The organism is Streptomyces sp. AK02-01A (genome assembly GCF_033795305.1).
Classification (GTDB): domain Bacteria; phylum Actinomycetota; class Actinomycetes; order Streptomycetales; family Streptomycetaceae; genus Streptomyces.
This window is the reverse complement of the sequence record NZ_JARBAE010000046.1, coordinates 42,825-55,820: the sequence shown is the minus strand read 5'-3', so window position 1 is coordinate 55,820 and position 12,996 is coordinate 42,825. Positions and strand designations below refer to the sequence as shown.

The 12,996-nt window shown below is 70.5% G+C and carries 10 protein-coding genes; 6 read left to right on the top strand and 4 right to left on the bottom strand.

The features are described from left to right. Positions 1 to 477 precede the first annotated feature (477 nt). Together PV679_RS30245 and PV679_RS30240 are read left to right on the top strand one after the other, a co-directional pair. A complete protein-coding gene (locus PV679_RS30245) occupies positions 478 to 921 on the top strand; it encodes an SRPBCC domain-containing protein (RefSeq protein ID WP_319683782.1) in 444 nt (147 codons plus the stop codon). A gap of 187 nt (positions 922 to 1,108) precedes the next feature. Beyond that, positions 1,109 to 1,885 (top strand): hypothetical protein, encoded by a 777-nt coding sequence (locus tag PV679_RS30240; protein ID WP_319683781.1) that lies wholly within the window; start codon positions 1,109 to 1,111, stop codon positions 1,883 to 1,885. A 205-nt stretch (positions 1,886 to 2,090) separates the two neighbouring features. Here PV679_RS30240 and PV679_RS30235 read toward each other — a convergent pair whose 3' ends face one another. Next, entirely contained in the window at positions 2,091 to 2,438 is a 348-nt protein-coding gene (locus PV679_RS30235; RefSeq protein WP_319683780.1) for an SDR family NAD(P)-dependent oxidoreductase, read from the bottom strand. A 105-nt stretch (positions 2,439 to 2,543) separates the two neighbouring features. Between PV679_RS30235 and PV679_RS30230 the strand changes: the two genes are divergently transcribed. Next, a complete protein-coding gene (locus tag PV679_RS30230; protein ID WP_319683779.1) occupies positions 2,544 to 2,780 on the top strand; it encodes a hypothetical protein in 237 nt (78 codons plus the stop codon). Positions 2,781 to 3,127: 347 nt separating this feature from the next. On the opposite strand, the gene PV679_RS30225 is transcribed toward PV679_RS30230, so the two are convergent. Beyond that, a complete protein-coding gene (locus PV679_RS30225; RefSeq protein ID WP_319683778.1) occupies positions 3,128 to 7,792 on the bottom strand; it encodes a cation-translocating P-type ATPase in 4,665 nt (1,554 codons plus the stop codon). Between the two features lie 206 nt (positions 7,793 to 7,998). Here PV679_RS30225 and PV679_RS30220 point away from each other — a divergent pair, with 206 nt between their 5' ends. After that, positions 7,999 to 8,463 (top strand): hypothetical protein, encoded by a 465-nt coding sequence (locus PV679_RS30220; protein ID WP_319683776.1) that lies wholly within the window; start codon positions 7,999 to 8,001, stop codon positions 8,461 to 8,463. Between the two features lie 110 nt (positions 8,464 to 8,573). On the opposite strand, the gene PV679_RS30215 is transcribed toward PV679_RS30220, so the two are convergent. Together PV679_RS30215 and PV679_RS30210 are read right to left on the bottom strand one after the other, a co-directional pair. Next, positions 8,574 to 8,711 (bottom strand): hypothetical protein, encoded by a 138-nt coding sequence (locus tag PV679_RS30215; RefSeq protein WP_319683775.1) that lies wholly within the window; start codon positions 8,709 to 8,711, stop codon positions 8,574 to 8,576. 184 nt (positions 8,712 to 8,895) lie between these two features. After that, a complete protein-coding gene (locus tag PV679_RS30210; RefSeq protein ID WP_319683774.1) occupies positions 8,896 to 9,540 on the bottom strand; it encodes a hypothetical protein in 645 nt (214 codons plus the stop codon). Positions 9,541 to 9,804: 264 nt separating this feature from the next. On the opposite strand from PV679_RS30210, the gene PV679_RS30205 reads away from it, so the two are divergent. Continuing rightward, the gene (locus PV679_RS30205) at positions 9,805 to 10,164 is read left to right on the top strand and encodes a DUF805 domain-containing protein (RefSeq protein WP_319683784.1); all 360 of its coding nucleotides are present in this window, start codon (positions 9,805 to 9,807) and stop codon (positions 10,162 to 10,164) included. 364 nt (positions 10,165 to 10,528) lie between these two features. Further along, complete coding sequence (locus PV679_RS30200; RefSeq protein ID WP_319683773.1) at positions 10,529 to 12,895, top strand: alpha-L-fucosidase; 2,367 nt, start codon at positions 10,529 to 10,531, stop codon at positions 12,893 to 12,895. The last annotated feature ends 101 nt before the right edge of the window (positions 12,896 to 12,996 follow it).

Genomic DNA, 12,996 nt, shown 5'->3' with positions numbered 1-12,996 from the left:
ACATGCTCAGCCGAAGGCCGCCCGCATGTACCGCAGTTACCAGTCCGAGTGATCAAGTACGACGAGCCGTTCGGACCCCGAGGTTAAAGATCAAGCTAGCCAGGGCCTCTCGTTTGGATCTTGCCGGGCTCGCGTGCCCCGGCACCGCGCCCCGCGGCGTTGTCGTCGCTCGCCGACGCTCCGCGTCGGCTCCCTCCTCCGTCTTGCGATCCACGGCACCAGACCCCGCTCCCTGACCCAGCCAGATCCAAACGAAAGACCCTGGACGGCACCTTCGAACGGATGCTCCGGGCGGCCCGGGCGCAGGCGGACGCTACCGGAGACATCGACTGGCTCACGAAATGGTGGTTCGTCGCCGTCGTTGGCCGGTGATGAGGTGTTGCCTGCTCAGGAAAAGCCGTGGGAGACCGATGACTTTTGGGGCCGGCCCTCGTCTACCGTGCGACAACCCGACAAGAGCGAGACAGGGAGCGCGAGATGACCACGGAACAGAGGACTGCCGAGGGTTTCTCCTACACGTTGGAGCGGACGTTGGAGACACCTGTGGCGGCCGTGTGGAGCGCCTGGACCACTGCGGAGTCCTACGCGCGGTGGGCCCATGCCGCCCCCGGGTCCGTCGAGATGGACGTGCGGCCGGGTGGGACGTGGAAGGCGACGATGGTCACTCCGGACGGCGGGCGGTTCCCGTTGACCGGCTCCTACTCCGAGGTCGATGAGAACCGGCGTCTGGTGATCGGCATGGACGTACCCGGGAAGAACGAGCCGGCGGTCATGACCGTCGAACTTGCCGAGCGGGGTGCTGACCGGACTCGCATCGTGGTGGCCCAGACCTGCGACACCGCCGTCGAGCGCGACCTCGCCGAGCAGGGCACCACCATGCTCCTGGGAGGCTTGACGGCCTTCCTCACGACCGCGGACTGACACACCACAACCCCCGCCACCGAGCGGGTGTCTGATCGTGGATCGGTGCCGCGCGTTCTCGTCGAGGCCGTATCCGCTCCTTCCCGAGTGAAGCAGCGGTACGGCCCCGACGCGGAGCAACCGTCAGAAGGTCACATGATCCGCCGGACAGTGCCCAACCGAGGGCCGGCTCGGCAGGATGGGGCCCGTGGATCTCATAGAACTGATCGGGAGCAACGAGAAGGCGTTCACCGTGATGGTGGCCTTTTTCGGCATCCTCGGGGGCATCGCCGGTAACTGGATCGGTGCGTGGCTCCAGTCGCGCGCCGGCAGGGCGCAGGCGTCGGCGGCGATGGATGCCGCGCGGATCACGGCGGAGGCGCAGCGGCTGGCTGCCCTGCACACGGACCGGCGGGTGCTGCTGGCGCGGCTGGTGGAGACGGCCCGGCAGGCGGATACCGCGATCTTCGCTGCGTTCGAGCCCGCGTCCGGCGGTGCGTCGGAGGACGACGTCGCCGCGGTCGGGCCGCTGGTCAAACAGATGCTCCGCCAGGAAACCGAGTTGTCGCTCGTCGCTCCGAAAGACGTCGTACGGTCCAGCAAGGCTCTTCGCGAGGCGACTCAGGAGGCGTTCGATCTGTTGGTGGAGCGTGGTCCGGCGCGCCGTGCTCAGGCGCGTCTGGACCGTACGGTGGGGATGGACGCCGACAGGGCGAGCGACATGCTCGACCAGTTGAAGTCGGCCTACCGGGAGCGGTTGGAGGAAGACATCGGAATCTTCCACTCGGCCGCCCGGCAGGCTCTCTGGAACGTGCCGGGCCTGGAGGACCTGGACACCGATGCCCTTGCCGACGACGCGCGGAAGCCGCCGGTGGAGCCGCTGTTCCGGGCGGCGAAGCAGAAGAACGAGGCATCGCTCGACGAGCTGGTGAAGCAGGCGCGGTGGCTGCTGTCGGCGGAGCGTGTGGACACGCGTCCTCACTGAGGGGTCTGGGCCGCCGTACGCCGTCCCGAACGCGAGCGCGGGAACCGGATCGGTAGCCGACAGCGGCACAGCTGACGCGCGTCTCCCGCTCAACGGCCTTGTCGGTCATGGACTGTTCTCCTGTGCGCGTGGTGGCGGTCGCGAGGGAGGACGCGGGCCAGGTCCGGACGGTTCGCCGATCCGGCGTTCCCTGCCGGGACAGCCCTCAGGGGCGCGCGGCGACAGTGGCGGGCCGGGGTGCCTGGCGTGCCGCGAGGGCGAGGACGAGCCTCTTGGGCAGCGTGCGTGTGAGCCCGGCGAGGAGGGCGTTGACACGGCCCGACACGACGGTGGGGCGCCGGCTGGTGTCCAGTGCGTGGAAGGCCGTGTCGACGACCTGACGAGGGGTCTGGAAACGGATGCCTTCGGTGGCGGTGCCCGAGACATCGTAGAACTCGCTGCTGGTTGCTCCCGGTGAGAGGCACAGGACTCGCAGCCGGCTGCCGCGCGCCTCGACCCACAGGGCTTCGGTGAAGGAGATCACGAATGCCTTCGCCGCCGCGTAGACGGCCATTCCGGCATGGGCGCGTAGCCCGTCATGCTGGCCACGTTGATGAGGAGACCCGCCTCCGCGTCCCGCAGGTCGGCGTAAAAGGCCTTCGTCAGATCGACGAGGGCCGTGACGCCGACCGCGAGCTGGTCCGCGACGGCGCTGTCATCGGCGTCCACCGGTTCGGTCGACGACAGAGCGGATGCCCTGGAGAGAGCCGAGCATCTGTGGACCGCTCTCCACGGCATCGTCGCGGGCCGCCGGCGCCAGGGCCGCTACGTATGGCACCGGGACGTCACCGATGAGGTCACCGGCATGGTCGCGATCTTCGCGGGAGCCAGACATGGCGGGTCGTCTGCCTCCTGACCGTTTCAACGGTCTCGCCGGGGAGCCTCCCTGACCAGGCGGAGCCCGGACGCGGCGGATTCCACGGGGCCTTGGAGCGTCGCTCACACGCGGATCGGCTGAAGTCGCCGGCGGGAGGCCGGCCTTCCGCGCTCAGTTCCCGCCCGGGTCCGCTGTTCTCCTCGCCTCCGAACCGGGCGCCCGGATCGGTGCGTTTCAGGGATCTGGACAGGGATCTGGAGCGCGCTCGGCAGACCGAGTGGCGGCTATCGCGCGGAGCCTGTCCCACGCGGCGCGACAGGAAAACGTGGATCATCCTCCGCCCGAGAGGAAGCCGGAGACGTGAAGCCCCGCTTCGGCGCGGAGGCTCAGACCCGTGCCGGACTCATGGCGGCCTTGTGGAGCGGAGAAGTCCTGTCACTCGTGCTGGTCTCGTGCGACACGGCCGACGCCGGGCCGCCGGAGGCGTTCTCCGTACCGCCGGGTGCGCTCGGACCGGCGATGTCGGGCCCTTCGGTCAACCGCCGCCACAGGGCGATCACGCCTGCCCGGTGAGCGGCTTCCCACAGCGCGGCCGGCACGGACCCGAACGGGCCCGTCCAGAGCGTGTCCAGTGATGTGCGGGCGCGGCGGGCCACCGGAGGAAGGAAGACGGACGCCACCGTGGCCGCTGTCGCCGCGGCGAGCGCGATCGTCCAGCCGACCGGACCGAGCGGTGTGCTGCCGAAGAAGTGGCTGACTCCAGGAGTCTGGATCACCGCGGCCAGCGCCCCCATGGAACCGGCGACGGCGGCCAGGACGGCGGGGCTGCGCCAGCCGACCAGCAGGGTCTGGCCGAGCTGGGTCGCGACCAGAGCGGCCAGCGCGACCGTCCGGGCACGCACGGGACGTCCCGTGGCACGCGCCGTCGTCCACGCGGCGGCGGCTCCCAGCGCGGTGGCCATGGCCCGTACGGTGATCTCGTCGGTCAGGGCGGTACCGAGCGACGACTCGGGGCCCTCACGCAGGAGCCGTTCCTTCGCGTCCTTCCGGGGCGGACGCAGGGCCACGGCGATGGCGGGAGCGAGATCCGTGAAGAGGTTGACCAGCAGGAGCTGACGAGCTGTCAGCGGTGAGGAGCCGCTGACGGTGGCGCCGAGGACGGTGAAAGCGATCTCGCCCAGGTTGCCGCCGAGAAGGATGGCCAGCGCCTGGCGTACGGAGGCCCACATCGCGCGGCCCTCGACCAGCGCGGCCAGGATGGTCTCCAGCCGGTCATCCGTGACCACCAGATCGGCCGCGGCGCGGGCGGCCGGGGTCGCGCGGGTGCCGAGAGCGATGCCGACGTCGGCGAGCCGGATCGCGGGCGCGTCATTGGCGCCGTCGCCGGTCATCGCGACCGTACGGCCGAGCCGCTGGAACGCCTTGACGACCCGCACCTTGTGCGTAGGTGTGCCCCGGGCCACGACGCCCACGTGCGGCAGCAGTTCGTCCAGCGCGTCGTCGTCCAGCGCGTCCAGATCCGCGCCGGTGACGACCCGCCGGCCGTCGACGACGTCGAGTTCACGGGCGATCGACTCGGCGGTCTGCGGATGGTCCCCGGTGATCATCACGATATGCACACCGGCCTCGGCGAGTTGCCGCACCGAGCGCGCCGCGCCACTGCGGATCTTGTCGCTGAGGAGGAGGAATCCGAGGAAGTCCAGCCCGCTCACCGAGTCGTCGGTGAGCGGACCCTCGCCTACACCGCGCGACTCCGCGACGGCCAGGACGCGATGGCCCTCGGCGGCCAGCTTCTCGCTGTCGTTGAGGAGCGCGGCCTTCGCCTCGCGGTCCATGGCGCAGAGTTCGACGACCCGCTCCGGCGCGCCCTTGACCGACAGCAGCCGCAGGCCGCCACTACGGCCCCGCGTGGCGTGGAAGCCACGTCTGGACTCGAACGGCAGGCTTCCGGTACGTCGCCAGCCGGCTGCTCCGTCGGTACGGACGACACCGGCCCGCTCGGCGCCCGACATCACGGCGCGATCGGTGAAGTGCTCCAGCTTGCGGTTGTCGCGCGGGCGCGGCGTGGCGCGCAAGGCGGCTGCCAGCACGGCCTGTTGACGGCGATCGGGGTGCTCGGGCGGACGGCCCGCCTCGTCGCCGTACGCCACGACCCGCGCGAGCTCGATACGTCCGTGCGTGAGGGTGCCGGTCTTGTCGAAGCACAGCACGTCCGCGCGGCCCGCCGCCTCGATGGTGCGCGGATCGCGAACCAGCACGCCGAGAGTGGACAGCCGCCGCGCCGCGGCGAGTTGAGCGGCGGAGACCAGGAACGGCAGCCCTTCCGGCACGCTCGCCACGGCCAGCCCGACCCCGGCGCCCACGGTCTCGCGCACGGGCCGGCCGCGCAGCAGCCCGGCGGCCATCACCGCGCCCGCCGAGCCCAGCGCCAGCGGCAGAGTGGTTTTGGTGATCCGCGCGAGCCGGTGCTCGACACCCACCGCGGGCCGGGCGCCCCGGCCCGCGCTGGCGCCGCGTCCGGCTTCGGTGTCCCCGCCGGTCGCCACGACGACGGCCCGGGCACGTCCGGCGGCCACCGTCGTACCCTCGTACAGCATCGACGTACGGTCCGCCACATCCGCCGCGAGCACGGGGCGGACCGTCTTGCCGACCGGCATGGACTCGCCGGTCAGCGCCGACTCGTCGGCCTCCAGCCCGTGTCCCTCCAGCAGCCGGCAGTCGGCGGGCACCACATCACCGGAGCCGAGGGCGACGACATCGCCCGCGACGAGTTCCTCGGCGGGCACGCCGCACTCCTCGCCGTCCCGCACCACCCGGGCCATGACGGCGGACCGCTGGTGCAGCCGGCGCACCGCCCGGTCGGTCATATGGCGCTGGGTGCCGCCGATGAGGCCGGACAGGCCGGTGACCGCGAGGACGATGGCCGCGTCGAGAACGCCGCCGACCGCCGCGGACAGGGCCGCGCCGCCCACCAGAACGGGCGTGAGCGGATTGGCCAGTTCGGTCATGACGGCGCGCGGCAGTGAGGGAATCCGGACCGTCTGGGCACCGGACTGCCCGGCACGCTCATTCACCTGACGTCGCGTCAGACCGTTCCGGTCGCTGGCCATTCTGGCCAGTACGGTCTCCGGGAGCATCGAGTGCCAGGGCTGGCGGGACGCTCCGTGGACCGGCGGGCGGCGCAGGAGTTCGGCCGCGGACCACGCGCCGTACGCCATGCCCAGCGCGGCCGACCAGTTGACGGCCGCCAGACTGAGCACCCCCGGCTGTCCCGTCCGCCCGGCCAGGGTCATCGTGCTGCCGAGGCCCGAGGCGCCCTTGGCCAGCCACACCCCGCGACGGGCGACCTGACGGGCGACGGCGCACGCCTCGACCACGATCACGGCGTCGCCGGGATCCGCGGCGTGCAGATGGGCGCCCCACGCGGGCCGGCCCTCGCCGCCGGCGACGCCGATGCCGATGTCCGCGGCGGCCAGGGCCGCGCGGTCCCGGGACACCACCAGCACTCCGGTGCCGTCGGCCTGCCGTTCGCGTACGGACGCGGCCAGCCTCTTGCCGCCGGGTACGGTCGCGTCGGCGCCGAGAGCGACGGCCGACGCGCCGTCGTTCGCCGCCAGCACCCGCAGTCCGGCGCCTCGTGCGGCGGCCACCAGTCTCTCGGCGGCCTCGTGGACCTCCGGTACGGCACCGACCACGGCCATCAGCCGGTCGCCGCGTGCCAGGCCGAGCACATACGCGCTGCCCGCGCGCTCAAGTCGCGTCCGCGCCCGGGCTCCGGTCCGTCCACGCAGGGACAGCCGGTCCAGCGGACCGAGAATCCACTCCGCGTCATATGCCCGTCCGGACGCGGCGTGGACATCCTCGCGGGACTCCGTGCCATCCTGCCGTCCGGGCCCGCCTTCGTCCTCCCGTCCGGACGGCTCCCGCGCGCTTTTGCCACGGCCCCGGCTGAGACGTTCTGGGCGGCGCGGATCGAAGAGCCGGTGAGCCGTGGCGGCGAGATCCCCGGCCGACGCCTCGTTGAGCGGGATGAGATCGGCGAGGGAATACGCGCCGGTGGTCAGTGCGGCGCTGTCGAGGACGACGGTCCGTACGCGGTCGAGCCTGCGCAGCGCCTCCGGATCGCGGACCAGCGTGCCACTGTGGGCCAGCGCGCCGCCGAGCGTGCAGGCGAAGCCCTCCCGAGCCAGTCCGGGGGCCTTCGGAATGGCCGCGAGCGCGGCACTGGCCGCGCTGCCCGTCCGCCGCGTCACCGCCAGCGCCCCGGCGAAGGTCAGTCCGGCGATCACACCCGCTGTGTCCGCGTACCGCTCAACCGGTCCTGGACGCAGGGGCACCGGGCGCGGCATCCGCTCTCGCGACTCCGCGCGGACCAGCTCGGGAGCGCCGGCGACATCCGGCTCCGCGCTGGTCCAGGCCGTGCGGTGGGCCTTGAGCTCCGCCGCGCTCATGGCGTGCCGTACGGCGTCGACGGCGAGGCCGAGAAATCCGCCGGCGCTGCTCTGGGCGGCGGCGTTCAATGTGGCCAGTACGAGCCCGGTATTCCGGTCGCCCACCACCCGCCCGACGAGGCGCCGCAGACGCGGCTGCGTATCGACGATGGTGACGATCGAGGCCAGCTCGATCGGCAGCGGAGCCCTGCGGGTCAGAAGTCCGACAGCCGCCAGCGGCAGCGCCGCCGCCTGCGCCGCCAGGGCCCAGACGGCACGGCCGGCCGGGCCGGCGGAGGCCGGGTGCGGCGGCAGCGGCCCGTGGGCCGTGTCATACGCCTCTTCGACCGCTTCGACGACATCGACCAGTCGGCATAAGATCTCCTCGTCGTCCGCCGGACCCTCCACGGCGACGACCACGCTCTGGAGGACGGCGTTCACCACGGCCCATCGGACCGAAGGCACTTCGGCGAGTCGCCGCTCCAGGGCTTCGGCGACCTTCGGGCCGGTATGGCCCCGCAGCCCGCGCACGGAGAGATGCGCTCGTCCGCCTTCGAACGTCGACACACGCGTGTGTCCCCGGGACGGGAGGGACTCCACCAGCGCTTCCAGTGCGCTCACGGCCGGTCGCGTAACCGCTCGCAGCGTACCGAGTCCGGGGATTCCCACAGCTCACCGTCACCTTCGGCCGACTTGCCCGGATGCCAAGGGGAGAGGCGGTCGGCGCAGCGCACGCTTCATCGACGACCGTTGGCAGGCGGCCGTACAGCACGTATGTGGCTCAAAAGTTAGTATAAAAGGGACAAAAGCTCAAGGAGGCGATCGATATGACAGACGCCACCAGGTCACGGCGCGGGGGCGGACGGGAGAGCGACGGGGCGGAGCACGCGTCCGAGGTCTGGTCCGGAGGGGGCCTGCGGATGCACACCTTGCACGCGGAGCTGCCCATCCCGTACCTCACGGCCGACGACATCACCGCCAACGCCCGTGCGACGGGCGCGAAACTGAAGGCGCCGACGCCCTCCATGCCCTCGCCCAAGCGGCTCGCCTTCTATGGCGGCCTGGGTGCGCTCGCGGTCCTCGGGGCCATCGACTGGCCGGTCGCGGTGGCCATAGGAGCCGCGACCGTGGTGGCCCGCAGCGGACGGCGTGAGGCGGGTGAGCGCGAAAGCGCCGCGTCGTCCGCCGCGGCGGCGTCCACCACGAACGGGCGCGGGCACGGTGGTGCCAAGGGCGGTACGAGAGGCGGCGCGAAGGAAACCGCGAAGAAGGCGTCCGCCGCCAAGGCGTGACGGAAGCGAGGGCGTGAGGGACCGGACGCGTTGATGTGCGTGTACGACGGGCACCGAGGCGTCCGTCCTTCGCGACTCGCCGGGCGGACCGCCGCGCCCGGCTTCATCCCTCAGGCGAATGCCGGGGCGGTGGCGGCGCGCCGCGAGCGGGCGTAATCGGTCCAGAGCCGGGTGAGCAGGAGGGAGACGATCGACTCGATCGCGACAAGCGCCACCTTGGTGAGGACCGGGGTCAGGAAGTCGGGCATGGGTGCTCTTTCTGTCGGTGCCGCTGTCCGCGGCTTTTCTCTCCTCTCCTTTGTGAGCCACGCACGCCCCGCAGCGGCGAATACCGAATGAACTACAGGTAAACATCCTCGCGGCCCGAGAAGTGACGAGCCCTCGGCAGGCTCCCGAGGGCTCGTCACGCGGCCGTGGTGCGGGCCTGGAGCGTCAGTCCTGGACGTCGTCGAGTGCGGCCGAGGGCGTGTCGCCGTTCTGGGCCTGCTGGGCGCGGCGTGCGAACAGCGCGGCGATGTCCTTGACGAAGCCCTTGTCGAGTTGGTCCTCGTGGCGGGCGGAGGCGTCGAGCCGAAGGATCGTCGTGCCCACGCGTATCTGCCCGGTGATCCCTTGCGTGCCCTGCGCGCCGATGGTGCCGCGCAGCGCGTCGCGCTCCTCGCCCGCCGGGCCGAGATCGGCCTTCTCCTTGCCGGCCTTCCGCTCCGTGTCCTTCCAGAGCACGTCGTACGCGGCCTCGGCGGCCTGTTCGTCTTCGTAGGCGACCATCCAGAGACCGGCGAGAGCATCGCTGTCGGCACGCTCGAAGGTGACGGCACCAGTGAAGCGGGAACCTTCACATCCCTTGTTGCCTTCGTTGGGACAGATGCCGCTCCGCTTGAACTCGGTGTCCAGAGCGCCGGACGAGAGCTTCTCGGCGGTCTTCCAGCCGGGCATGGCCTTCGCGTCCGGCAGCACTGACCGGACCTGTGCCTGATCGAGCGGCACGGCGGTGTTCGCCGGCTCGCCACCGCATCCGGCGAGCAGTGCCGCCCCCAGTCCCGTCCCCGCAGCCCGCACGTACCACTGCTTGCGCATGACCCTCCCCGTATCGCTGTCGGCTGCTGATCATAGTGACGCCGAGTGGATGGCCGCTCACGGTGCGGCCCGGGCGACGGATGTGCGGCTCAAGGCGGTGACGATCCCGCCCGAGGGCTCGACGGCCGGTGTCCGGGCGGCCGGGATCCGGGGCGCGGTATACCGGACCCGATTTGACCTGCCCAGTTCAAGCCGCATATCTTCAGCCATCTGGCCTGATCCATAAGGACAGGTCAACATCGTGGGCCCTTGGGGGGGAACGCAGTGCATTGGTATGTGGACGTACTCAAGAACTACGCGGGATTCAGCGGACGCGCGCGGCGCCAGGAATTCTGGATGTTCTATCTGATCAACCTGGTCGTCGCCATTGTGGTGGCGATTATTGACTCCGTGATCGGGCTGAACTCCATTCTCAGCGTGATTTACACGCTCGCCGTACTGATCCCGGCCCTCGCCGTGACCGTACGCAGGCTGCACGACACCGGCAAGAGCGGCTGGTGGATCCTCATCAGCCTGATACCGCTCGTCGGCAGCATCATCCTGCTCGTCTTCCTCGCGAGCGCGGGGCAGCCGAACGCGAACGCGCACGGCGAGAACCCCAAGCAGGCCGGCGCGCACCTGTGATTCCGAGGGCCTGAGACATCTGCTTCGCAGACCCGTCTCGGCCCCGGTCAAAGCTGTGAGTCCTTCCCGAATGCCCGTCGGCGCCGAGCCGGCGGGCATTTCGTTGTTTCGTCTTGTTGTTTCGTCACAGCCGGGCTGGAGTGAGCACGGCCCGCAGGGGCACCACTCCGCCGGGGACCTGCCCGGTGTCAGACGCCGTCCCGACCACGGAGTTCCGCTCGGCCCGGCCCGCGTCCGCTGTTTCACAGCTTCACCGTCCCCTCCCACCGCGCGTCCATTCATCCGATGGATGAGAGATAGCAGTCGACTTCTGTCGTGCAGGAGGCATTGACAGCCCATCACTTCGCTCCAATCATCGGATCTCATGACCGAACTTCCTAGGCGTCAGGTACTCGGAATGACGGCAGGAGCGGCAATCGGCGCCGCTCTGATCGTCCCGGCCACAGCCGAAGCGAGCCCGCTCACCGCGGACTCGGTGCCAGTCCAGGGACAGGCGGAGCACGGCGGCCACTGGGGCACGGCTCCCGCGGCCGTCCCCGTGTCCCTGGAGAGCTGGTTCGACAATGACGGCATCGACACCGCCGGTGCCCGTGGCGGCGACTTCGACGGCTCCGGCTACACCTTCCCGGGCGAGGAACTCCCCGCCGGGGAATGGGAGATCGACGGCATCACCTATCTCTTTCCCGCCTCGGCGACCGGTGCCAAGAACAACATCGTCGCGCTGGGACAGCGCGTCGACCTGCCTCCGGGCCGCTATCTCTCGGCCCTGTTCCTCACCTCCTGCAGCTACGGCGCCACATCGGGCACGGCCACCGTCCACTACGCCGACGGCACCACCACAAGCGCCGGACTCGGCGGATCCGACTGGTACTCCGGCAGCGGAGCACTGACCGCGCCGTACCGCTACGATCCGAACGGCTCCAAGGACCAGCACCAGGTGGTCATCGGTACGTCCGAGCTCGCCATGGACCCGGCCAAGGAGGCCGTGGCCGTCACACTGCCTGTCACCCACGCCGCCACCGAGGGCAGTTCGTCCCTGCACATCTTCGCGTTGTCCCTGCAGCCGGTGGCCGAGGGCCGGGCGCTGTCGCTGCGCGGCGCGCACTCGACGACATCTCTGCTCGACAACGGCGCGCAGAGCGTCGAGGCCACCGTCGTCAACGCGGGCACCGTCGGCATCCTCGCCTCCGACGCGCTCACGCTCTCGGTGGACGTCCCCGGTGCCCGTACGGTCGCGCCGGGAAGGATCACCAGACTCTCCCCGGGCGACCAGGCCCGCGTCACCATCGGCATCCGGCCCTCGCCGGGCACGGCACCCGGCACCAGCCGCGGCGGCCGGATCACCGCCACCAGTCATGGCCGACGGGCCGCCGGCACCGCTCTCGACCTGACCCTCGGCGTGCCCGACTACCAGCCGACGGACGCCTCTCTGCACACCCATCAGGCGCCCTACTGGTTCCAGGACGCCAAGTTCGGAATCTTCATCCACTGGGGCGTCTACTCCGTGCCCGCCTGGGCGCCGGTCGGCGTGCAGTACGCCGAGTGGTACTGGGCCCAGATGCAGGACCCCACCAATCCCGCCTACGCCTACCACCGCGACACCTACGGTGAGTCGTTCGCCTACGACGACTTCATCCCGTTGTTCCGCGCCGAACGTTTCGATCCGCGTGCCTGGGTGGAGCTCTTCCGTGACGCGGGTGCGCAATACCACGTCCTGACGTCCAAACACCATGAGGGCTTCGCGTTGTGGGACACCAAGGTGTCCGACCGCAACTCCGTGAAGATGGGCCCGAAGAGGGACATCGTCAAGGAGCTCTTCGAGGCGTCACGCCGCTACGCGCCGGAACTGCACCGCGGCCTGTACTTCTCGATGCCGGAGTGGTTCAACCCGGACAACCCCTGGCAGGGACACGCGCCGCGCAATCCGTACACCCTCGAACCGCTCCCGTACACCGGCTATGCGGCCGGCAAGGACTACATCAAGGATCTCCAGGCCCCGCAGATGCTGGAGCTGATCGAGAACTACGACCCCGAGGTCATCTGGTGTGACATCGGCGGTGACAACGACAGCCACCGTGTGCTCGCCGAGTACTTCAACCACGCGAAGAACAGCGCCCGGCCGATCGACGTGACCGTCAACGACCGGTCCGGCATCGCGCCGCACGACTTCACCACGCCCGAGTACACCACGTACGACACCGTCGTCACCGCGAAGTGGGAGGCCAGCAGGGGCCTGGACCCACGCTCGTACGGCTACAACCGCGCCACACCCGACGACCGTTATATGACGACGGAGGAGGTCATCCACTCCCTGGTCGACATCGTCTCCAAGAACGGCAACTTCCTGCTCGACATCGGACCGCGTGCCGACGGCACCATCCCGGAGATCATGGAACGCAGGCTCCGCGAGACGGGAGAGTGGCTCAAGGTCAACGGCGAGGCGATCTACGGCAGTACGTACTGGGCGCGGATGCCGCAGCTCGGTGAGGACCTGCGCTTCACTGTCAAGCCGAACGAGGCGTTCTACATCCACTCCCTGGCCGAGCCCGGCAGTACCCTCACGGTCGGAGCCCCGGTGCCTGTCAGGCCCGGCGACCGCATCACCATGCTCGGCCACCACCGGCCGCTGACCTGGCGTACGACCAACGGCGCGCTGGTCGTGGACGTACCGGCGGCGGCCCGCAGGGCAGGACGGCACACCTGGGTCTTCAAGATCGACTGGAGGTCCTGACCGGTACCGGACTCCACCTCCGCCGCCTGGTCCGGCACTCCGGACCAGGCGGCGAGCCCCTGCGCGAGCCGCACCACCTGAACGGCCGCCGCACCGCCGCT

Excerpts from the sequence above, each read along its gene's own strand:
- PV679_RS30245 (WP_319683782.1), top strand. The coding sequence starts at position 478 with ATGACCACGGAACAGAGGACTGCCGAGGGTTTCTCCTACACGTTGGAG.
- PV679_RS30235 (WP_319683780.1), bottom strand. The coding sequence starts at position 2,438 with ATGGCCGTCTACGCGGCGGCGAAGGCATTCGTGATCTCCTTCACCGAA.
- PV679_RS30220 (WP_319683776.1), top strand. The coding sequence starts at position 7,999 with ATGACAGACGCCACCAGGTCACGGCGCGGGGGCGGACGGGAGAGCGAC.
- PV679_RS30215 (WP_319683775.1), bottom strand. The coding sequence starts at position 8,711 with ATGCCCGACTTCCTGACCCCGGTCCTCACCAAGGTGGCGCTTGTCGCG.
- PV679_RS30210 (WP_319683774.1), bottom strand. The coding sequence starts at position 9,540 with ATGCGCAAGCAGTGGTACGTGCGGGCTGCGGGGACGGGACTGGGGGCG.
- PV679_RS30200 (WP_319683773.1), top strand. The coding sequence starts at position 10,529 with ATGACCGAACTTCCTAGGCGTCAGGTACTCGGAATGACGGCAGGAGCG.